The sequence below is a fragment of the Streptomyces olivochromogenes genome (assembly GCF_021538895.1).
Taxonomy (GTDB): domain Bacteria; phylum Actinomycetota; class Actinomycetes; order Streptomycetales; family Streptomycetaceae; genus Streptomyces; species Streptomyces olivochromogenes_A.
Genome location: NZ_JADDRL010000047.1, coordinates 36,764 through 56,454, shown reverse-complemented (window position 1 = coordinate 56,454; position 19,691 = coordinate 36,764). Strand labels below are relative to the sequence as shown.

The 19,691-nt window shown below is 66.8% G+C and carries 30 protein-coding genes; 29 read left to right on the top strand and 1 reads right to left on the bottom strand.

What is annotated here, in order from left to right:
* The first annotated feature begins 11 nt into the window (after positions 1 to 11).
* The 16 genes from rpsS to rplO all read left to right on the top strand — a co-directional run bounded on the left by rpsS (position 12) and on the right by rplO (position 6,827).
* Complete coding sequence (gene rpsS, locus IPZ69_RS23790; RefSeq protein WP_003948639.1) at positions 12 to 293, top strand: 30S ribosomal protein S19; 282 nt, start codon at positions 12 to 14, stop codon at positions 291 to 293.
* Between the two features lie 44 nt (positions 294 to 337).
* Positions 338 to 685 carry a 50S ribosomal protein L22 gene (gene rplV, locus IPZ69_RS23785; RefSeq protein ID WP_003974262.1) on the top strand — a complete coding sequence of 116 codons (348 nt, stop codon included), beginning with the start codon at positions 338 to 340 and terminating at the stop codon, positions 683 to 685.
* Positions 685 to 1,506: a 30S ribosomal protein S3 gene (rpsC, locus tag IPZ69_RS23780; protein ID WP_235456331.1), complete on the top strand. Its 822-nt coding sequence runs from the start codon at positions 685 to 687 to the stop codon at positions 1,504 to 1,506. Before rplV ends, rpsC begins: the two co-directional genes overlap by 1 nt.
* A gap of 5 nt (positions 1,507 to 1,511) precedes the next feature.
* A complete protein-coding gene (gene rplP / locus IPZ69_RS23775) occupies positions 1,512 to 1,931 on the top strand; it encodes a 50S ribosomal protein L16 (protein WP_004927269.1) in 420 nt (139 codons plus the stop codon).
* Positions 1,931 to 2,155, top strand: coding sequence for a 50S ribosomal protein L29 (rpmC, locus tag IPZ69_RS23770; protein ID WP_030174543.1), 225 nt, complete (start codon positions 1,931 to 1,933; stop codon positions 2,153 to 2,155). The genes rplP and rpmC overlap by 1 nt, the downstream gene beginning before the upstream one ends.
* On the top strand, positions 2,155 to 2,436 hold the full coding sequence (gene rpsQ, locus IPZ69_RS23765; protein WP_235456330.1) for a 30S ribosomal protein S17: 282 nt from the start codon (positions 2,155 to 2,157) through the stop codon (positions 2,434 to 2,436). The genes rpmC and rpsQ overlap by 1 nt, the downstream gene beginning before the upstream one ends.
* Positions 2,437 to 2,535: 99 nt before the next feature.
* A complete protein-coding gene (gene rplN, locus IPZ69_RS23760; RefSeq protein ID WP_003998823.1) occupies positions 2,536 to 2,904 on the top strand; it encodes a 50S ribosomal protein L14 in 369 nt (122 codons plus the stop codon).
* A gap of 2 nt (positions 2,905 to 2,906) precedes the next feature.
* On the top strand, positions 2,907 to 3,230 hold the full coding sequence (rplX, locus tag IPZ69_RS23755; protein WP_003992365.1) for a 50S ribosomal protein L24: 324 nt from the start codon (positions 2,907 to 2,909) through the stop codon (positions 3,228 to 3,230).
* A complete protein-coding gene (gene rplE, locus IPZ69_RS23750; RefSeq protein WP_235456329.1) occupies positions 3,230 to 3,787 on the top strand; it encodes a 50S ribosomal protein L5 in 558 nt (185 codons plus the stop codon). The genes rplX and rplE overlap by 1 nt, the downstream gene beginning before the upstream one ends.
* A 5-nt stretch (positions 3,788 to 3,792) precedes the next feature.
* Positions 3,793 to 3,978: a type Z 30S ribosomal protein S14 gene (locus IPZ69_RS23745; protein ID WP_003948630.1), complete on the top strand. Its 186-nt coding sequence runs from the start codon at positions 3,793 to 3,795 to the stop codon at positions 3,976 to 3,978.
* Positions 3,979 to 4,192: 214 nt separating this feature from the next.
* A complete protein-coding gene (gene rpsH, locus IPZ69_RS23740) occupies positions 4,193 to 4,591 on the top strand; it encodes a 30S ribosomal protein S8 (RefSeq protein WP_235456328.1) in 399 nt (132 codons plus the stop codon).
* 24 nt (positions 4,592 to 4,615) lie between these two features.
* Entirely contained in the window at positions 4,616 to 5,155 is a 540-nt protein-coding gene (gene rplF / locus IPZ69_RS23735) for a 50S ribosomal protein L6 (RefSeq protein ID WP_235456326.1), read from the top strand.
* 3 nt (positions 5,156 to 5,158) lie between these two features.
* A complete protein-coding gene (gene rplR, locus IPZ69_RS23730) occupies positions 5,159 to 5,542 on the top strand; it encodes a 50S ribosomal protein L18 (protein ID WP_073901437.1) in 384 nt (127 codons plus the stop codon).
* A 39-nt stretch (positions 5,543 to 5,581) separates the two neighbouring features.
* Positions 5,582 to 6,187, top strand: a complete 606-nt coding sequence (rpsE, locus tag IPZ69_RS23725) for a 30S ribosomal protein S5 (protein WP_009190144.1) — start codon at positions 5,582 to 5,584, stop codon at positions 6,185 to 6,187.
* Complete coding sequence (rpmD, locus tag IPZ69_RS23720) at positions 6,187 to 6,369, top strand: 50S ribosomal protein L30 (RefSeq protein ID WP_003974250.1); 183 nt, start codon at positions 6,187 to 6,189, stop codon at positions 6,367 to 6,369. The genes rpsE and rpmD overlap by 1 nt, the downstream gene beginning before the upstream one ends.
* A 2-nt stretch (positions 6,370 to 6,371) precedes the next feature.
* Positions 6,372 to 6,827 carry a 50S ribosomal protein L15 gene (gene rplO, locus IPZ69_RS23715; RefSeq protein WP_023547373.1) on the top strand — a complete coding sequence of 152 codons (456 nt, stop codon included), beginning with the start codon at positions 6,372 to 6,374 and terminating at the stop codon, positions 6,825 to 6,827.
* 171 nt (positions 6,828 to 6,998) lie between these two features.
* On the opposite strand, the gene IPZ69_RS23710 is transcribed toward rplO, so the two are convergent.
* On the bottom strand, positions 6,999 to 7,274 hold the full coding sequence (locus IPZ69_RS23710) for a hypothetical protein (RefSeq protein ID WP_235456325.1): 276 nt from the start codon (positions 7,272 to 7,274) through the stop codon (positions 6,999 to 7,001).
* A 353-nt stretch (positions 7,275 to 7,627) separates the two neighbouring features.
* Here IPZ69_RS23710 and secY point away from each other — a divergent pair, with 353 nt between their 5' ends.
* The 13 genes from secY to IPZ69_RS23645 all read left to right on the top strand — a co-directional run bounded on the left by secY (position 7,628) and on the right by IPZ69_RS23645 (position 19,622).
* Entirely contained in the window at positions 7,628 to 8,941 is a 1,314-nt protein-coding gene (gene secY, locus IPZ69_RS23705) for a preprotein translocase subunit SecY (protein ID WP_235456324.1), read from the top strand.
* A complete protein-coding gene (locus tag IPZ69_RS23700) occupies positions 8,941 to 9,606 on the top strand; it encodes an adenylate kinase (RefSeq protein WP_235456323.1) in 666 nt (221 codons plus the stop codon). The genes secY and IPZ69_RS23700 overlap by 1 nt, the downstream gene beginning before the upstream one ends.
* 125 nt (positions 9,607 to 9,731) lie before the next feature.
* Positions 9,732 to 10,568, top strand: coding sequence for a type I methionyl aminopeptidase (gene map / locus IPZ69_RS23695; protein ID WP_235456322.1), 837 nt, complete (start codon positions 9,732 to 9,734; stop codon positions 10,566 to 10,568).
* 213 nt (positions 10,569 to 10,781) lie between these two features.
* Positions 10,782 to 11,003, top strand: coding sequence for a translation initiation factor IF-1 (gene infA / locus IPZ69_RS23690; protein ID WP_003948620.1), 222 nt, complete (start codon positions 10,782 to 10,784; stop codon positions 11,001 to 11,003).
* A gap of 61 nt (positions 11,004 to 11,064) precedes the next feature.
* Entirely contained in the window at positions 11,065 to 11,178 is a 114-nt protein-coding gene (gene rpmJ / locus IPZ69_RS23685; RefSeq protein WP_003998809.1) for a 50S ribosomal protein L36, read from the top strand.
* Between the two features lie 189 nt (positions 11,179 to 11,367).
* Positions 11,368 to 11,748, top strand: a complete 381-nt coding sequence (rpsM, locus tag IPZ69_RS23680; protein ID WP_116148529.1) for a 30S ribosomal protein S13 — start codon at positions 11,368 to 11,370, stop codon at positions 11,746 to 11,748.
* A 65-nt stretch (positions 11,749 to 11,813) separates the two neighbouring features.
* Entirely contained in the window at positions 11,814 to 12,218 is a 405-nt protein-coding gene (rpsK, locus tag IPZ69_RS23675) for a 30S ribosomal protein S11 (RefSeq protein WP_003956432.1), read from the top strand.
* Between the two features lie 151 nt (positions 12,219 to 12,369).
* On the top strand, positions 12,370 to 13,392 hold the full coding sequence (locus IPZ69_RS23670; RefSeq protein ID WP_235456321.1) for a DNA-directed RNA polymerase subunit alpha: 1,023 nt from the start codon (positions 12,370 to 12,372) through the stop codon (positions 13,390 to 13,392).
* 125 nt (positions 13,393 to 13,517) lie between these two features.
* The gene (rplQ, locus tag IPZ69_RS23665) at positions 13,518 to 14,009 is read left to right on the top strand and encodes a 50S ribosomal protein L17 (protein ID WP_235456320.1); all 492 of its coding nucleotides are present in this window, start codon (positions 13,518 to 13,520) and stop codon (positions 14,007 to 14,009) included.
* Positions 14,010 to 14,100: 91 nt separating this feature from the next.
* Positions 14,101 to 14,964 (top strand): tRNA pseudouridine(38-40) synthase TruA, encoded by an 864-nt coding sequence (gene truA / locus IPZ69_RS23660; protein ID WP_235456319.1) that lies wholly within the window; start codon positions 14,101 to 14,103, stop codon positions 14,962 to 14,964.
* A gap of 382 nt (positions 14,965 to 15,346) precedes the next feature.
* On the top strand, positions 15,347 to 16,762 hold the full coding sequence (locus IPZ69_RS23655; RefSeq protein ID WP_235456349.1) for a glycosyltransferase family 2 protein: 1,416 nt from the start codon (positions 15,347 to 15,349) through the stop codon (positions 16,760 to 16,762).
* Between the two features lie 2 nt (positions 16,763 to 16,764).
* A complete protein-coding gene (locus tag IPZ69_RS23650) occupies positions 16,765 to 17,787 on the top strand; it encodes a glycoside hydrolase family 26 protein (RefSeq protein WP_235456348.1) in 1,023 nt (340 codons plus the stop codon).
* Positions 17,784 to 19,622 (top strand): ArnT family glycosyltransferase, encoded by a 1,839-nt coding sequence (locus tag IPZ69_RS23645; RefSeq protein ID WP_235456318.1) that lies wholly within the window; start codon positions 17,784 to 17,786, stop codon positions 19,620 to 19,622. The genes IPZ69_RS23650 and IPZ69_RS23645 overlap by 4 nt, the downstream gene beginning before the upstream one ends.
* The last annotated feature ends 69 nt before the right edge of the window (positions 19,623 to 19,691 follow it).

Sequence of the window (19,691 nt, the reverse complement as noted above, 5' to 3'; positions counted from 1 at the left end):
GACGGGTTGAGATGCCTCGTAGCTTGAAGAAGGGACCCTTCGTCGACGACCACCTGATCAAGAAGGTGGATGTCCAGAACGAAGCCGGTACCAAGAACGTCATCAAGACCTGGTCCCGTCGCTCGATGATCGTCCCGGCCATGCTCGGCCACACGATCGCGGTGCACAACGGCAAGACCCACATCCCGGTGTTCGTCACCGAGTCGATGGTCGGCCACAAGCTCGGCGAGTTCTCGCCGACCCGCACCTTCCGGGGCCACGTCAAGGACGACCGGAAGTCGAAGCGCCGCTAACAGCGGATCGCATTCAGACACGTAAGTAACTGAGAGGGACAACCATGGAAGCCAGGGCCCAGGCGCGGTACATCCGCGTTACGCCCATGAAGGCCCGCCGCGTGGTGGACCTTATCCGTGGCATGGATGCCACGGAGGCTCAGGCTGTTCTGCGATTCGCTCCGCAGGCAGCCTCCGTGCCGGTCGGCAAGGTGCTCGACAGCGCCATCGCCAACGCCGCGCACAACTACGACCACACCGACGCCGACAGCCTCTTCATCTCCGAGGCGTACGTCGACGAGGGCCCGACCCTGAAGCGGTTCCGTCCGCGCGCCCAGGGCCGTGCCTACCGGATCCGCAAGCGGACCAGCCACATCACCGTGGTCGTCAGCAGCAAGGAAGGAACCCGGTAATGGGCCAGAAGGTTAACCCGCATGGGTTCCGGCTCGGTGTCACCACGGACTTCAAGTCCCGGTGGTACGCCGACAAGCTGTACAAGGACTACGTCAAGGAAGACGTCGCCATCCGTCGGATGATGACGTCCGGCATGGAGCGCGCCGGCATCTCGAAGGTTGAGATCGAGCGCACCCGTGACCGCGTGCGTGTGGACATCCACACCGCTCGTCCGGGCATCGTCATCGGCCGCCGTGGCGCCGAGGCCGACCGCATCCGCGGCGACCTCGAGAAGCTCACGGGCAAGCAGGTCCAGCTGAACATCCTCGAGGTCAAGAACCCCGAGACCGACGCTCAGCTGGTTGCTCAGGCCGTCGCCGAGCAGCTCTCCTCCCGCGTCTCCTTCCGCCGCGCCATGCGTAAGAGCATGCAGTCGGCGATGAAGGCCGGCGCCAAGGGCATCAAGATCCAGTGCGGTGGCCGCCTCGGCGGCGCCGAGATGTCCCGCTCGGAGTTCTACCGCGAGGGCCGCGTGCCCCTGCACACGCTCCGCGCGAACGTGGACTACGGCTTCTTCGAGGCCAAGACGACCTTCGGCCGCATCGGTGTGAAGGTCTGGATCTACAAGGGCGACGTCAAGAACATCGCCGAGGTCCGCGCCGAGAACGCTGCCGCCCGTGCGGGTAACCGCCCGGCTCGCGGTGGCGGTGCCGACCGCCCGGCCCGTGGTGGCCGTGGTGGCGAGCGGCGCGGTCGCAAGCCGCAGCAGGCTGCCGGCGCCGAGGCCCCCAAGGCCGAGGCCCCCGCCGCTCCGGCTGAGAGCACCGGAACGGAGGCCTGACCGACATGCTGATCCCCCGTAGGGTCAAGCACCGCAAGCAGCACCACCCGAAGCGCCGTGGTCAGGCCAAGGGCGGTACGACTGTCGCGTTCGGCGAGTACGGCATTCAGGCCCTCACGCCGGCCTACGTGACGAACCGCCAGATCGAGGCGGCCCGTATCGCGATGACCCGCCACATCAAGCGTGGCGGCAAGGTCTGGATCAACATCTACCCGGACCGTCCGCTGACCAAGAAGCCTGCCGAGACCCGCATGGGTTCCGGTAAGGGTTCGCCGGAGTGGTGGATCGCGAACGTTCACCCGGGTCGGGTGATGTTCGAGCTGTCCTACCCGAACGAGAAGATTGCGCGTGAAGCTCTGACTCGTGCGGCCCACAAGCTGCCGATGAAGTGCCGGATCGTCAAGCGCGAGGCAGGTGAAGCGTGATGTCGGCCGGTACCAAGGCGTCCGAGCTGCGCGAGCTGGGCAACGAGGAGCTTCTGGGCAAGCTCCGCGAGGCCAAGGAAGAGCTGTTCAACCTCCGCTTCCAGGCGGCGACGGGTCAGCTCGAGAACCACGGCCGTCTGAAGGCGGTCCGCAAGGACATCGCGCGGATCTACACCCTGATGCGCGAGCGTGAGCTGGGCATCGAAACGGTGGAGAGCGCCTGATGAGCGAGAAGAACGTGACTGAGCAGACCGAGCGGAACGCACGCAAGACCCGTGAGGGCCTGGTCGTCAGCGACAAGATGGACAAGACCGTCGTCGTCGCTGTCGAGGACCGCGTGAAGCACGCGCTGTACGGCAAGGTCATCCGCCGTACGAACAAGCTCAAGGCGCACGACGAGCAGAACGCTGCCGGCATCGGCGACCGCGTCCTCCTGATGGAGACCCGGAAGCTGTCGTCCAGCAAGCACTGGCGCGTCGTCGAGATCCTCGAGAAGGCCAAGTAATTCTCCTGCGGGGCATCCCTCGCAGGACAGTTCCGCCAGGCTCCGGGGGCCGCTCGCTGAGCGGCCCCCGGGGAACCGGCAGACAAACAGGAGATAGACGTGATCCAGCAGGAGTCGCGACTGCGCGTCGCCGACAACACTGGTGCGAAGGAAATCCTTTGCATCCGTGTGCTCGGTGGCTCCGGTCGCCGCTACGCGGGCATCGGTGACGTCATCGTCGCCACCGTCAAGGACGCGATCCCCGGTGGCAACGTGAAGAAGGGTGACGTCGTCAAGGCGGTCATCGTTCGCACCGTCAAGGAGCGCCGCCGTCCGGACGGCTCGTACATCCGCTTCGACGAGAACGCCGCCGTCATTCTGAAGAACGACGGCGACCCTCGCGGCACCCGTATCTTCGGCCCGGTCGGCCGTGAGCTGCGCGAGAAGAAGTTCATGAAGATCATCTCGCTCGCGCCGGAGGTGCTGTAAGCATGAAGATCAAGAAGGGCGACCTGGTCCAGGTCATCACCGGTAAGGACAAGGGCAAGCAGGGCAAGGTCATCGCGGCCTTCCCCCGCGAGGACCGCGTCCTGGTCGAGGGTGTCAACCGGGTCAAGAAGCACACCAAGGCCGGTCCGACCGCTCGCGGTTCGCAGGCCGGTGGCATCGTCACGACCGAGGCCCCGATTCACGTGAGCAACGTTCAGCTCGTCGTGGAGAAGGACGGCAACAAGGTCGTCACGCGTGTCGGTTACCGCTTCGACGACGAAGGCAACAAGATCCGCGTTGCCAAGCGGACGGGTGAGGACATCTGATGGCTACCACCACCACTCCGCGTCTGAAGCAGAAGTACCGCGAGGTGATCGCGGGCAAGCTGCGTGACGAGTTCAAGTACGAGAACGTCATGCAGGTTCCCGGCCTCGTCAAGATCGTGGTCAACATGGGTGTGGGCGACGCCGCCCGCGACTCCAAGCTGATCGATGGCGCCATCCGCGACCTCACCACGATCACCGGTCAGAAGCCGGCCGTCACCAAGGCCCGCAAGTCCATCGCGCAGTTCAAGCTGCGTGAGGGTCAGCCGATCGGTGCCCACGTCACGCTCCGTGGCGACCGCATGTGGGAGTTCCTGGACCGCACCCTGTCGCTCGCGCTGCCGCGCATCCGCGACTTCCGCGGCCTGTCCCCCAAGCAGTTCGACGGCCGTGGCAACTACACCTTCGGTCTCACGGAGCAGGTCATGTTCCACGAGATCGACCAGGACAAGATCGACCGTGTCCGGGGTATGGACATCACCGTGGTCACCACGGCGACCAACGACGCTGAGGGCCGCGCGCTCCTTCGTCACCTCGGCTTCCCGTTCAAGGAGGCGTGAGCGAGATGGCGAAGAAGGCTCTGATCGCTAAGGCTGCTCGCAAGCCCAAGTTCGGTGTGCGTGGCTACACCCGCTGCCAGCGCTGCGGCCGCCCGCACTCCGTGTACCGCAAGTTCGGCCTGTGCCGCGTGTGCCTTCGTGAGATGGCTCACCGTGGCGAGCTGCCGGGCGTGACCAAGAGCTCCTGGTAGTCCCCTCTTTTAGGGATTCCAGAGGCTCTCGGTAAGCAATGGGCGTGTCAGGTGCCCTCCTCTCCATGGCTTAGGCTTGGAGGGTTGGGCGCCTGACGGTCGCCCGTACGACTTACTACGCCGTAGGTCCACCGCACCGCACCCGTCCCGTCTCGGATCGGGGAGAGGGATGGCGCACCAGGAAACCCCGGCGAGAGAGGCCGAAGGCCAATTCATGACCATGACTGATCCGATCGCAGACATGCTTACGCGTCTGCGGAACGCGAACTCGGCATACCACGACTCCGTGACGATGCCGGCGTCCAAGATCAAGTCTCACATCGCGGAGATCCTCCAGCAGGAGGGCTTCATCACGGGCTGGAGCGTCGAGGACGCCGAGGTCGGCAAGAACCTCGTCCTCGAGCTGAAGTTCGGCCCGAACCGTGAGCGCTCCATCGCGGGCATCAAGCGGATCTCCAAGCCCGGTCTCCGGGTGTACGCGAAGTCCACCAACCTGCCGAAGGTGCTCGGCGGCCTGGGCGTGGCGATCATCTCCACGTCGCACGGGCTCCTCACCGACAAGCAGGCCGGCAAGAAGGGCGTGGGTGGGGAAGTCCTCGCCTACGTCTGGTAGCGGAAGGGAACGGAGGAAACAGCTATGTCGCGTATTGGCAAGCTCCCCATCACGGTTCCCGCCGGCGTGGACGTCACCATCGACGGCCGTACGGTCTCGGTCAAGGGCCCCAAGGGCACGCTGACCCACACCGTCGTCGCGCCGATCGACATCGTCAAGGGTGAGGACGGCGTGCTCAACGTCACCCGTCCGAACGACGAGCGTCAGAACAAGGCCCTCCACGGCCTGTCCCGCACGCTGGTGGCGAACATGATCACCGGCGTGACCCAGGGTTACGTGAAGAAGCTCGAAATCAGCGGTGTCGGTTACCGCGTGACGGCCAAGGGCTCGAACCTCGAGTTCGCGCTCGGCTACAGCCACCCGATCGTCGTCGAGGCGCCCGAGGGCATCACCTTCAAGGTGGAGAACCCGACCCGCTTCCAGGTCGAGGGCATCGACAAGCAGAAGGTCGGCGAGGTTGCGGCCAACATCCGCAAGCTGCGCAAGCCCGACCCGTACAAGGCCAAGGGCGTCAAGTACGAGGGCGAAGTCATCCGCCGCAAGGTCGGAAAGGCGGGTAAGTAAGCCATGGCATACGGGCAGAAGATCCTCAAGGGCGACGCCTACAAGCGCGCCGCGATCAAGCGCCGTCACATCCGGATCCGTAAGAACCTTTCCGGTACGGCGGAGCGTCCCCGTCTGGTCGTGACCCGCTCCAACCGCCACATCGTGGCGCAGGTGATCGACGACCTCAAGGGCCACACCCTGGCGTCCGCGTCCACCCTGGACGCGTCCGTCCGCGGTGGCGAGGGCGACAAGTCCTCGCAGGCCAAGCAGGTCGGCGCCCTGGTCGCCGAGCGTGCCAAGGCCGCCGGTGTCGAGGCTGTCGTGTTCGACCGTGGTGGCAACCAGTACGCCGGGCGCATCGCCGCCCTGGCGGACGCCGCCCGCGAAGCCGGGCTCAAGTTCTGAGCCTGCCGTAGCTAGCGGAAACAGAGAGAGGTAATTCCAATGGCTGGACCCCAGCGCCGCGGTGGCGGTGCCGGTGGCGGCGAGCGGCGGGACCGGAAGGGCCGTGACGGCGGCGCTGCTGCCGCCGAGAAGACCGCGTACGTTGAGCGCGTTGTCGCGATCAACCGCGTCGCCAAGGTTGTGAAGGGTGGTCGTCGCTTCAGCTTCACCGCGCTGGTCGTGGTGGGCGACGGTGACGGCACCGTGGGTGTCGGTTACGGCAAGGCCAAGGAGGTGCCGGCCGCCATCGCCAAGGGCGTTGAGGAGGCCAAGAAGCACTTCTTCAAGGTCCCCCGGATCCAGGGCACCATCCCGCACCCGATCCAGGGTGAGAAGGCTGCCGGCGTCGTGCTGCTCAAGCCCGCGTCCCCCGGTACCGGCGTTATCGCCGGTGGCCCGGTGCGCGCCGTGCTCGAGTGCGCCGGTATCCACGACGTGCTGTCGAAGTCGCTCGGCTCCGACAACGCGATCAACATCGTGCACGCGACCGTGGAGGCCCTGAAGGGTCTGCAGCGTCCCGAGGAGATCGCGGCCCGCCGTGGTCTGCCCCTGGAGGACGTCGCCCCCGCGGCCCTGCTGCGTGCGCGTGCCGGGGCGGGTGCGTGATGGCTCAGCTGAAGATCACGCAGGTCAAGTCCTACATCGGTAGCAAGCAGAACCACCGCGACACCCTGCGCTCCCTTGGTCTCAAGGGCATCAACACGCAGGTCGTCAAGGAGGACCGCCCCGAGTTCCGCGGCATGGTGCACACCGTCCGCCACCTCGTGACGGTCGAGGAGGTCGACTGATCATGGCGGAGCAGAACCCGCTCAAGATCCACAACCTCCGTCCCGCCCCGGGCGCCAAGACCGCCAAGACCCGTGTCGGTCGTGGTGAGGCGTCGAAGGGTAAGACGGCCGGTCGTGGTACCAAGGGCACGAAGGCCCGTTACCAGGTTCCGGAGCGCTTCGAGGGTGGCCAGATGCCCCTCCACATGCGCCTCCCGAAGCTGAAGGGCTTCAAGAACCCGTTCAAGACCGAGTTCCAGGTCGTGAACCTCGACAAGCTGGCCGCGCTCTACCCCGAGGGTGGCGAGGTCACCGTCGAGGGTCTGGTGGCCAAGGGTGCCGTTCGCAAGAACAGCCTCGTCAAGGTCCTCGGCCAGGGCGAGATCTCCGTGGCGCTGCAGGTGACGGTCGACGCCGTCTCCGGCTCCGCCAAGGAGAAGATCACCGCCGCCGGCGGTACGGTCACCGAGCTCGTCTGAGCCCGGGCGGCCCTGCCGCTCAAGCACCTGGGCCGGGCAGTTCCCTTCGGGGAGCTGCCCGGCCTTGCCGTTTGTCCGCCGGATGCCGGTGTGCGGCCGTACGGGCACACGAAAGCCGGTGTCCGACGCTGACCGCCCGGACACCGGCTTTCGGTGGTCAGATCTGCCCGCTCACGCCTTGGCGGTGGTGGACTTGCAGTACTTCAGCCGGCCGTGGGCGCCCTTCTGGAGGCACACGGTGAGCGTCACCTTCTTCTCCTCCGGGATGTTGACGTCGTCGCGCAGCTTGCACTCGCCGTCGTTCTCGCCCTTGTCGGTCACGCTGTGCTTGTGTCCGCCGTCCCAGGAGATCGTGGTCACGGTCCAGTAGCCGTCGTTGCGGTGGTCGCAGGCGTTCCAGCGCTCCTTGGAGCTGCTGGGGCTGGCGTCGCCCGCGAAGTTGCCCATGCCGGCCTTGTGGCCCTCGGTGGTGTAGACCGACGCGTTGGTCGCGGGAGATCCTCCCGCACAAGATCATTTTTTCGATCCCCGGGAAACTATTCGGGTCGTTCGAACGTTGTCGAAGGTGTTTGAGTGGCTTGAGGGAGGATCCAGCCATCCGTGAGCGCCGTCGACCGGCCTTACGGGCAGGCGAACTTCACCAGGCTGCGTACGCACTGTTAGAGTCCTTGGGGTCCACCTGTGTCCGCGCGTGATGCGTCGTAGGGCGACGGGGTGGTAGAAAACATCGTTCGGCCCGCTGGGCCATGTTGATACGACTAGTCCCTGTCGCGCGCGCCGCGGGGGTCGCAGGAGGAACCGTGCTCACCGCGTTCGCCCGGGCGTTCAGGACGCCCGACCTGCGTAAGAAGCTGCTCTTCACGCTCGGCATCATCGTGGTGTATCGGGTCGGCACCCACATTCCGATCCCGGGCGTCGACTACAAGAACGTGCAGACGTGCATCGAGCAGGCCAGTGGTAACCAGGGCCTGTTCGGTCTCGTCAACATGTTCAGTGGCGGGGCGCTGCTGCAGATCACGATCTTCGCGCTCGGCATCATGCCGTACATCACGGCGAGCATCATCCTGCAGCTGCTGACCGTGGTGATCCCGCGCCTGGAAGCCCTCAAGAAGGAGGGCCAGGCCGGCACCGCGAAGATCACGCAGTACACCCGCTATCTCACGGTGGCGCTGGCCATCCTGCAGGGCACGGGCCTGGTGGCCACCGCCCGCAGTGGTGCCCTGTTCTCCGGCTGCCCGACTGCGAGCCAGATCGTTCCGGACCAGTCGATCTTCACCACGATCACGATGGTCATCTGCATGACCGCCGGTACGGCCGTCGTCATGTGGCTCGGTGAGCTCATCACCGACCGCGGTATCGGCAACGGCATGTCGATCCTGATGTTCATCTCGATCGCCGCCACCTTCCCGACCGCGCTGTGGGCCATCAAGAAGCAGGGCACCCTGGCGGGAGGCTGGATCGAGTTCGGCTCCGTGATCGCGGTGGGCCTGGTCATGGTCGGCCTGGTGGTCTTCGTCGAGCAGGCTCAGCGCCGCATTCCGGTGCAGTACGCCAAGCGCATGATCGGCCGCCGGTCCTACGGCGGAACGTCCACGTACATCCCGCTCAAGGTGAACCAGGCGGGTGTGATTCCCGTCATCTTCGCCTCGTCGCTGCTCTACATTCCCGCACTGGTCGCCCAGTTCGCGGGGGGCAAGTCGGGCTGGAAGACCTGGGTCGAGCAGAATCTGACCAAGGGCGATCACCCGATTTACATCGCTTCGTACTTCTTGCTCATCGTTTTCTTCGCGTTCTTCTATGTGGCGATCTCCTTCAACCCCGAGGAAGTCGCCGACAACATGAAGAAGTATGGTGGCTTCATCCCGGGCATCCGGGCTGGCCGACCGACCGCTGAGTACCTGAGCTACGTGCTCAACCGGATCACCTGGCCGGGTTCGCTGTATCTGGGTCTGATTGCTCTCGTTCCAACAATGGCGTTGGTCGGGTTCGGGGCGACGAACAACTTCCCCTTCGGTGGCACCAGCATCCTCATCATCGTGGGTGTCGGTCTTGAGACGGTGAAGCAGATCGAGAGCCAGCTCCAGCAGCGCAATTACGAAGGGTTCCTCCGCTGATGCGTATCGTCCTCGTCGGGCCGCCGGGTGCCGGTAAGGGAACGCAAGCCGTTCGCCTCGCTGAGAAGCTGAAGATCCCGCACATCTCCACGGGCGACCTGTTCCGGGCCAACATCAGCCGGCAGACGGATCTCGGAAAGCTCGCGAAGTCCTACATGGACGCCGGAAACCTCGTCCCGGACGAGGTCACCATCGCCATGGCCAAGGACCGCATGGAGCAGCCGGACGCCGAGAACGGCTTCCTGCTCGACGGCTTCCCGCGCAACGTCTCGCAGGCGGAGGCGCTGGACGAGCTGCTCAGGACCGAGGGCATCAAGCTCGACGCGGTGCTCGACCTGGAGGTCCCCGAGGAAGAGGTGGTCAAGCGCATCGCCGGCCGCCGCATCTGCCGCAAGGACTCCAGCCACGTCTTCCACGTGACGTACAGCCCGGCCAAGAAGGAAGGCGTCTGCGACGTCTGCGGCGGCGAGCTGTACCAGCGCGACGACGACTCCGAGGAGACCGTCCGCAAGCGGCTGGAGGTCTACCACACGCAGACCGAGCCGATCATCGACTACTACAAGTCGCAGGGCCTGGTCGTCACCATCTCCTCGCTGGGTCCGGTGGACGAGATCACGCAGCGGGCGCTGGCGGCGCTCACGCGTGACGAGAACGACGAGAAGTAGATCTCGGGCCGTACCGGCCGCGGTGCCCTTCCCCCGGACCTGGTCCGGGGGGACCCCAGGGTGTCGCGGCCGTACTGTTGTGTAGGTAATCGGTTGACGTGAGTGACGGAGAGCGCAGGCCCCCCATGGTGCAGATCAAGACCCCCGAGCAGATCGCGAAGATGCGTGCGGCGGGACTGGTCGTCGCCGCGATCCACGCGGCCACCCGGGAGGCCGCGGTGCCCGGAGCCTCCACCAAGGACCTGGACGAGGTCGCCCGCAAGGTGATCGCGGAGCACGGCGCCAAGTCGAACTTCCTCGGCTACGGCGGTTTCCCCGCGACGATCTGCACCTCGGTGAACGACGTCGTGGTCCACGGCATCCCGTCCGACGACGTCGTCCTCAAGGACGGCGACGTCATCTCCATCGACGCCGGCGCGATCGTCGACGGCTGGCACGGCGACGCCGCCTTCACCGCCTTCGTGGGCTCCGGTCACGCTCCGGAGCTGGTCGAGCTCTCCCGGGTGACCGAGGAGTCGATGTGGGCCGGCATCGCGGCCATGAAGCAGGGCAACCGGCTCGTCGACGTCTCCCGGGCCATCGAGACGTACATCCGCCGCCAGCCGAAGCCCGGCGGCGGCCGCTACGGCATCATCGAGGACTACGGCGGCCACGGCATCGGCACCGAGATGCACATGGACCCGCACCTGCTGAACTACGTCGACCGCCGGCGCGGCAAGGGCCCCAAGCTGGTGCCCGGCATCTGCCTGGCGATCGAGCCGATGGTCTCCCTCGGCACCCCAAGGACCGAGGTCCTCGAAGACGACTGGACGGTCATCACCACCGACGGCACCTGGTCCTCCCACTGGGAGCACTCGGTGGCCCTCACCCCCGAGGGCCCGCTGGTCCTCACCGCCCCGGACTGCGGCAGGGCCAAGCTCGCCGAGTACGGCGTCACGGCGGCCCCCGACCCGCTCGCCTGACGAGGCCCCCGGGCCAAGGTTCGGGCCCGGCATCGCACCGGGCCCCTTTTCCCATGCATACCGATCTTGTACGCCGGGCAGACTTCCCCGATTCGTCTTTCAGGGTGCGCTGACGTAGACTGACTCGTCGGCTCTCGTGCATCCGCATGTCCGCATGCGCCCGCAAGGGAAAGCAGGAGAGTCGATCAAGGTAGTCGATTCGAAGGGCGAAGCGTGGCCAAGAAGCAAGGTGCCATCGAGATCGAGGGCACTGTCGTCGAGTCTCTTCCGAACGCCATGTTCAAGGTCGAGCTCCAGAACGGCCACCAGGTCCTGGCACACATCAGCGGCAAGATGCGTATGCACTACATCCGCATCCTCCCTGACGACCGGGTCGTGGTGGAGCTGTCTCCGTACGACCTGACGCGTGGCCGGATCGTCTACCGCTACAAGTAGATCTTGCCCACGTCCCGTGTGAGCGGGGCTGCTGGCAACTGACCCGGAGAACCTCAATCCCATGAAGGTCAAGCCGAGCGTCAAGAAGATCTGCGACAAGTGCAGGGTGATCCGCCGTCACGGTCGGGTCATGGTCATCTGCGAGAACCCGCGCCACAAGCAGCGCCAGGGCTGACGCACGACCGATCCCTCTGCATCCATCGCAGAGATTCGCGCGACGCAAGCTGAATTTGTTCATACGCAGGGCCCAAGCCGTCACGGCTTGACACCCCCGGTCCGGAGGCCGGGGACCCAGTTCGTACCTGGTACGGCGGCTGGGATCCGGCCCTGTGGAAGACCTCCGAAGATCACCAGGAGCCATTGAATGGCACGCGTTTCCGGTGTTGACATCCCGCGCGAAAAGCGCGTGGAGGTCGCCCTCACCTATGTGTTCGGCATCGGCCGGACGCTCTCGCAGGAGACGCTGGCTGCGACCGGCGTCGACCCGAACACCCGTGTTCGCGACCTGACCGAAGAGCAGCTGGTCGCCATCCGCGAGTACGTCGACAACAACATCAAGACCGAGGGTGACCTCCGTCGCGAGATCCAGGCCGACATCCGCCGCAAGGTCGAGATCGGTTGCTACCAGGGTCTGCGTCACCGTCGCGGTCTGCCCGTCCGCGGTCAGCGCACCAGCACCAACGCTCGTACCCGCAAGGGCCCGCGTCGCGCCATCGCCGGCAAGAAGAAGCCGGGCAAGAAGTAGTCCGCAGCGGACACCTGTCCACGGTCTTCGCTGTAGGACCGACCACCTCCCGTAGGAGTTAGTAGATGCCCCCCAAGGGACGTCAGGGCGCTGCCAAGAAGGTGCGCCGCAAGGAAAAGAAGAACGTCGCTCACGGCCACGCGCACATCAAGAGCACGTTCAACAACACGATCGTCTCGATCACGGACCCGTCCGGCAACGTGATCTCCTGGGCCTCCGCCGGCCACGTCGGCTTCAAGGGCTCCCGGAAGTCCACGCCGTTCGCCGCGCAGATGGCCGCCGAGTCGGCTGCCCGCCGCGCCCAGGAGCACGGCATGCGCAAGGTCGACGTGTTCGTCAAGGGCCCGGGCTCCGGTCGTGAGACCGCGATCCGCTCCCTGCAGGCCACGGGTCTTGAGGTCGGCTCCATCCAGGACGTCACCCCGACCCCGCACAACGGCTGCCGTCCGCCGAAGCGCCGCCGCGTCTGACGCACGGCCTTCGTCTGGCTCAGGGTACGGGCGGTACGGCTCCGTAAGGGCCGTGCCGCCCGTACCCTTGCAGTACCCGCACTTTTCACGGGTGCGATTTCCGTAGGGCGTCAAATAGCGGGCGTCCACGAAAGAAGGATCTGATCCACACATGCTGATCGCTCAGCGTCCCTCGTTGGCCGAAGAGGTCGTAGACGAGTTCCGCTCCCGGTTCGTGATCGAGCCGCTGGAGCCGGGCTTCGGCTACACCCTCGGCAACTCCCTTCGCCGTACCCTCCTGTCCTCGATCCCGGGTGCCGCTGTCACCAGCATCCGCATCGACGGTGTCCTGCACGAGTTCACCACCGTGCCGGGCGTCAAGGAGGACGTCACCGACCTGATCCTCAACATCAAGCAGCTGGTCGTCTCCTCGGAGCACGACGAGCCGGTCGTGATGTACCTGCGCAAGCAGGGCCCGGGTCTGGTCACCGCCGCCGACATCGCGCCCCCGGCCGGTGTCGAGGTGCACAACCCCGACCTGGTCCTCGCCACGCTCAACGGCAAGGGCAAGCTGGAGATGGAGCTGACCGTCGAGCGCGGTCGCGGCTACGTCTCCGCCGTGCAGAACAAGCAGCTGGGCCAGGAGATCGGCCGTATCCCGGTCGACTCCATCTACAGCCCGGTGCTCAAGGTCACGTACAAGGTCGAGGCCACGCGTGTCGAGCAGCGCACCGACTTCGACAAGCTGATCGTCGACGTCGAGACGAAGCAGGCCATGCGTCCGCGCGACGCCATGGCGTCGGCCGGTAAGACCCTGGTCGAGCTGTTCGGTCTCGCCCGCGAGCTGAACATCGACGCCGAGGGCATCGACATGGGTCCGTCCCCGACGGACGCCGCCCTGGCCGCCGACCTGGCGCTGCCGATCGAGGAGCTGGAGCTCACCGTTCGGTCGTACAACTGCCTCAAGCGTGAGGGCATCCACTCCGTGGGTGAGCTCGTCGCCCGCTCCGAGGCCGACCTCCTCGACATTCGTAACTTCGGTGCGAAGTCGATCGACGAGGTCAAGGCGAAGCTGGCCGGCATGGGCCTGGCCCTGAAGGACAGCCCGCCCGGATTCGACCCCACGGCCGCTGCCGACGCCTTCGGCGCCGACGACGACGCGGACGCGGGCTTCGTGGAGACCGAGCAGTACTGATCCGGTACTGAGCGTGTTCCACCTCCGGGGCCCGGAAGGGCCCCGGATCTCTGACAGACAACCGTCTGCTCAGATACTGACCCCGGTACCTGGTACGGCCGGGGCAGACACACAGGAGAAGAACAATGCCGAAGCCCACCAAGGGTGCCCGTCTGGGCGGCAGTGCCGCGCACGAGAAGCTGCTCCTCGCGAACCTGGCGAAGAGCCTCTTCGAGCACGGCCGTATCACCACCACCGAGGCGAAGGCCCGCCGCCTGCGCCCGTACGCCGAGCGTCTGATCACCAAGGCGAAGAAGGGTGACCTTCACAACCGCCGCCAGGTGCTCCAGGTCATCACGGACAAGGGCATCGTGCACACGCTCTTCACCGAGATCGGCCCGCGCTACGAGAACCGTCCCGGTGGTTACACCCGCATCACCAAGATCGGTAACCGTCGTGGCGACAACGCGCCCATGGCTGTCATCGAGCTGGTCGAGGCGCTGACGGTTGCCCAGCAGGCGACCGGTGAGGCCGAGGCCGCCACCAAGCGTGCGGTCAAGGAGGCCGAGGAGGCCAAGGCCGAGGAGACCCAGGTCGAGGAGACCGAGGCTCCGGCCGAGGAGTCCAAGGACGCCTGAGGCTCGGCCTGACGCGGGAAGCGGGTTCGCCCTTCGGGGCGGGCCCGCTTTCGCGTACCGGGGAGAGGCCAGAGCTTGAGAGGATCTGAAGGTGAGTGAAGTGAAGCCCGGCCACGTCCGCATCCGCCTCGACCTGTCGTACGACGGCGGCGGCTTCCACGGCTGGGCCAAGCAGGCCGGCGGCAAGCGGACCGTGCAGGGGGAGATCGAGGACGCCCTGCGTACGGTGACCCGTACCAAGGACACGACCTACGAGCTGACCGTGGCCGGACGCACCGACGCGGGTGTGCACGCCCGCGGCCAGGTCGCGCACGTCGACCTGCCCGCCGAACTGTGGGCGGAGCACCGCGAGAAGCTGCTGAAGCGGCTCGCCGGGCGGCTGTCCAAGGACGTACGGATCTGGCGCCTCAGCGAGGCCCCGGAGGGCTTCGACGCGCGCTTCTCGGCGATCTGGCGGCGCTACGCCTACCGCGTCACCGACAACCCGGGAGGCGTCGACCCCCTGCTGCGCAACCACGTCCTGTGGCACGACTGGCCGCTCGACGTGGACGCCATGAACGAGGCCGCCCGCGCCCTCCTCGGCGAGCACGACTTCGCCGCCTACTGCAAGAAGCGTGAGGGTGCCACCACCATCCGTACGCTCCAGGAGCTGAGCCTGGTGCGGGGTGAGGACGGGATCATCAGCGCGACCGTCCGGGCGGACGCCTTCTGCCACAACATGGTGCGGTCGCTGATCGGCGCGCTGCTGTTCGTGGGGGACGGGCACCGGGGACCGGAGTGGCCGGGCAAGGTGCTGGCGGCGGGCGTCCGGGACTCGGCCGTGCATGTCGTGCGACCGCACGGGCTGACGCTGGAGGAGGTCGGCTACCCGGCCGACGAGTTGCTGGCCGCGCGGAACAAGGAGGCGCGGAACAAGCGGACGCTGTCCCGTTCGTCAGGCTGCGAAACTTGTTAGTTACCCCGCATTTCGCGGCAGTTATGCCCCATGTCGGGACTTACCCGGCGTAACGGGGTCGTTGATCTCTTAACAGTTTCCTACCTCTCGGATAAAGTTGCGTGTCCTGGCCATCTGTTCGCATGGGGTGGCCGGCGTTGGCTGGGGGGTCAACGGGCCGCAACGGTCCGGGGTAGGGAAAACAATGAGTTCAGTGGGTCCCGTGGGGACCGGGGGTCGTCGTGCCGTGCGCCAGAACGGCGGGCGGCGACGAGCAGGACGCGGCCACAACGCCTCGCTGGGGCTGTTGCCGCTGCCGCCGACGGACAAGGAGAAGTACTCCTACGCGCGCCGGAATCTGTGGATCCTGACGATCAGCTCGCTCGTCAGTTTCTGCTGTCTGGTGGTGAGCCAGTTCAAGCTGGCGCAGTCCACGCCGGTGCTGTGGATCTACACGCCGCTCCTCGTCTTCACCGTCGTCTACTACCTGGTGTCGCTGCGGGTGAACGGCTTCACCCGGGACTTCGACATCGCGTACCACCGGCGGCTGGTCCAGAACTGGCGGCCCGAGGTCTACCCGACGGTCGACGTGTTCCTGCCGGTGTGCGGCGAGCCCATCGAGGTGCTGCACAACACCTGGCGGCATGTGCGGGCGATGGCCGACCGGTACCCCGGTGTCTGTGTGCCGTTCGTCCTCGACGACGGCGCCAGTCCCGAACTGGAGGCGATGGCCCGCGACTTCGGGTTCCGCTACGGCACCCGGGACAACCGCGGCTGGTTCAAGAAGGCCGGCAACCTGCACTTCGGCTTCGGCCAGTCCGACGGGGAGTTCATCCTCATCCTGGACGCCGACTTCACCCCGCGCGCCGACCTGCTCGAAGAACTCCTGCCGTACATGCAGGACGACCCGCGCATCGGCATCGTCCAGTCGCCGCAGTACTTCCGCGTGCTGGACTCGCAGAACTGGATCGAGCGCGGTGCGGGCGCGGTGCAGGAGCTGTTCTACCGGTCGGTGCAGGTCTCCCGGCAGGGCAGCGACGGCGCGATCTGCGTCGGCAGTTGCGCCATCTACCGCCGGGCGGCCCTGGAGACCAACGGCGGTACGACGCTGATCGAGCACTCCGAGGATGTGCACACCGGCTTCGACCTGCGCGGTCTCGGCTGGGACCTGCGCTATGTGCCGGTCGCCGTGTCCACCGGCGTGTGCCCGGACACCGCGGGCGCCTTCTTCAACCAGCAGTACCGCTGGTGCTCGGGTTCGATGAGCCTGCTCGGCAGCCGGAAGTTCTGGCAGCGCAAGATCAAGCTCTCCAGCCGTCTGTGCTACATGTCCGGGTTCTTCTACTACATCCACACGGCGCTGTTCACCTTCGCGGCGCCGGTGATCCCGATCGTGCTGCTGCTGATGATGCCGGAGAAGCTCAAGGTCGAGCATCTGCTCCTGGTGCTGCCCAGCATCCTCTACACCACGATCATCTTCCCGATGTGGCACAAGGCGCCGTACCGCTTGGAGGCCTGGGCGGCCCGCATGATGTACGGCTGGGCGCACGTCTTCGCCATCTGGGACATCCTGCGCAAGAACCGCATGGGCTGGCAGCCGACCGGCTCCTCCGGCGCCAAGAAGAACAAGACCCGGCGCTTCTGGCTCGGCATGTGGGTCTGGAGCGGCGGCACGGCCCTGATCTGGGTCACCGCGGCGGTGTACCGGACGTTCACCATGGACGCCCCGAACTTCGCCCTGATCCTGTCCTCCGGGCTCTTCTACGCCCTCGTCGTGGGCCGCGTCCTGGTCCAGCCCCGGTCCGAGGTGGCCGCTTGATGATGGTGAAACGTTTCTTCGGAATGCGGGCGCTGCTCGCTGTCTGCCTGCTCACCGTGCTCGCCCTCACCGGCTGCTCCCTGCTCGGCTCCGACGACGGCTCGTCCGGGACCGGGCACGGCACGTCCGGCGGGGCGCATCCCTCCGCGAGCGCGGACGCCGACCTCCCCTACGACGTCGTACCCCTGCTCAAGCCCGCCAAGAAGTACTTCGGGGCGGCCGTCGCCGGCGCGCCGACCTCCATGAAGTCCGTCGACGCGTACGCGGAGATGGTCGGCAAGCGGCCCAACCTGATCGAGTACTACGCGGGCTGGGGCGACGGCTTCGACGCCAGCGGGGTGCGCCGCGCCTGGGCCGAGGGCGCGCTGACGCTGATGTCCTGGGAGCCCTTCGACACCCCGATCGCCGACATCGCCGCCGGGAAGTCGGACGCGTACATCAAGAAGTACGCGACGGCGGTCCGGAAGCTGAACCTGCCCGTGGTGATCGACTTCGCGGACGAGTTCAACGGCCACTGGGAGAAGTGGGGGACGCAGAGCACGACCCCCGCGCAGTACGTGGCCGCCTGGCGGCACATCCACAAGACGTTCCTGGACGCCGGCGCCTCCAACGTCATCTGGGCCTGGGCGCCGAACATCGTCAACCCGGTGCCGGACGTGCGGCTGAAGCCGTACTACCCGGGCGACGCCTATGTCGACTGGATCGGTCTGGTCGGCTACTTCACGACGGGCGAGGACAACGCCTTTGACAGCGTGTTCGGGCCCACTCGGAAGCAGATCCGCACCTTCACCAAGAAGCCGATGCTCCTGCTGGAGACCGCCGCCATGCCCGGCGAGCGGCGCCGTGCCGACGTCCGCAACCTGTTCGCGGGCGTCGAGGACGACGACGACATGATCGGCTTCATCTGGTTCAACCACAGGAAGCGCGCCGACTGGCGGCTGGAGGCGAGCCCGCTGGCGCTGGAGGAGTTCAAGCGCCTGGCCGCCGACGACCGGTTCGGCTTCGACGTACGGAAGCCGGCATGAACTCGCGACCCGAGCACTACACGCCTCGGCCCTACGACCCCTACGCCGACGACGACAACGCGGCCGGCGGATGGTTCAACTCCGACGGGTACGTCCCGCGGCAGCAGCCGGGCCACGACGGTCAGGGCGTCCACGGCCACCAGGGCCATGACGTCCACCAGGGCTACCAGGGCCATGACGTGCCTGAGAGCTACGACTACGACCCCCGGGTCTACCCGTACCAGCAGCTGGACGACCAGCCGACCTTCGCGCTGAGCACGGTCGCGGAGCCGGAGCCGGAGTCGGCGGAACCGGGCTACCACATCCCCGAGACCCCGGACGCGGGCTGGGACGACACCCCGAGCCGGCGCCGGGCCTGGGTCAGCCGCGGGGTTCTGGGCATCCTCCTGATCATCCAGACACTCCTGTCGCTCAGGCTGTCCAACACGGCGTTCCAGGACGAGGCCCTGTACCTGGCGGCGGGCCACAACATCCTGGAGCACTGGTCGAGCGGCACCCCGCTGCACAGCGGCTACGAGTCGTACTTCTCCGGCTCGCCGATGCTCTACCCCGTGGCCGCGGCCTTCGTCGACGGCTGGTTCGGCCTGTCCGGGGCCCGGGCGCTCAGCCTGCTGTGCATGCTCGGCGCCACCGTGCTGCTGTACTCCTTCACCCGTCGCCTGTTCAACGAACGGGTCGCGCTGGTGGCCGCCGCGCTGTTCGCGGTCACCCAGCCGACGATCGTGCTCGGCTGGTTCGCCACCTACGACGCCCCGGCGATCTTCCTGCTGGCACTGTCCGCGTGGATCATCGTCCGCACCAACCGCGCCCCCGTGTTCGCCGTGCTGCTCGCGGCGCCGGTCATGGTGCTGGCGGTGGCGGTGAAGTACGCCTCCGCGCTCTACGTGCCCACCCTGATCGTCCTCGCGGCGCTGACCGCCTGGCACCACCGCGGGTGGCGCTGCGTCCCGCGTGCGCTCCTGCTCGGCGTCGGCACCGCCGCGCTGGCCGGGATCGGCCTCATGTACACCGACGTGCTCGCCGGTGTGCGGCAGACCACCACCAACCGCGCCCACGGCACCGACACCGCCTCGGCGCTGCTGGAGAAGTCCGCGGAGTGGGGCGGGCTGATGTTCGCCACCGCCGTCGCGGGCGCCGTCGCCTACGCGCTGCGCGGCCGGATGAACGAGTCTCCGCGCTCCTACGGTCTGAACGGCCCCGGCTGGCGCTGGCGCGCGCTGCTCGGCGTGACGCTGGCCGGGACCGCGCTGCTGGCACCGGCGTACCAGATCCATCTGCACACCGCGGTCTCGCTCTACAAGCACCTCGACTTCGGTCTGCTCTTCGCCGCCCCGATGGCGGGCGTCGGCGTGATCCGGCTGGTCGGCAAGCACTTCCGCTACCCGCAGCTCGGCATCATGATCTGGGTCGGCGCGCTGTGCCTCGGCGTCTCGCAGTCCGAGTGGCGGTTCGGGCTGTGGCCTGACTCCTCTGGGCTGGTCCAGGCGATCGAGCCGTACATGGAGCCCGGCGGCCGCTACCTCGGTGAGACCTACGAGGTGCCCGTCTACTACCTGCGGGACAAGACGAAGCACTCGCAGTGGACCTCCACCTACGGCATCGGCTACCCCGACAAGAAGGGCGTCGTCCACCACGGGAACGAGGGGTACCGCCTCGCCCTCGAGGACGGCTACTTCGATCTCGTCGTGCTGGACGGGGTGGCGACGCCGGGGCTGGACGCGTACATCGAGCGGCAGGTCACCAAGAGCGGCCACTACCGGCTGATCGGCAAGATCCCCTTCCGGCTCAGCTCGGGCGGCACCGGCGCCTACCGGGTCTGGGTGAAGACCGCCTGACGCCGCTCGCCTCCTCCTTTCTCCACCCCTGAACAGGGGTCTTCTCCACCCCTGAGCAAGGGCTTTCTC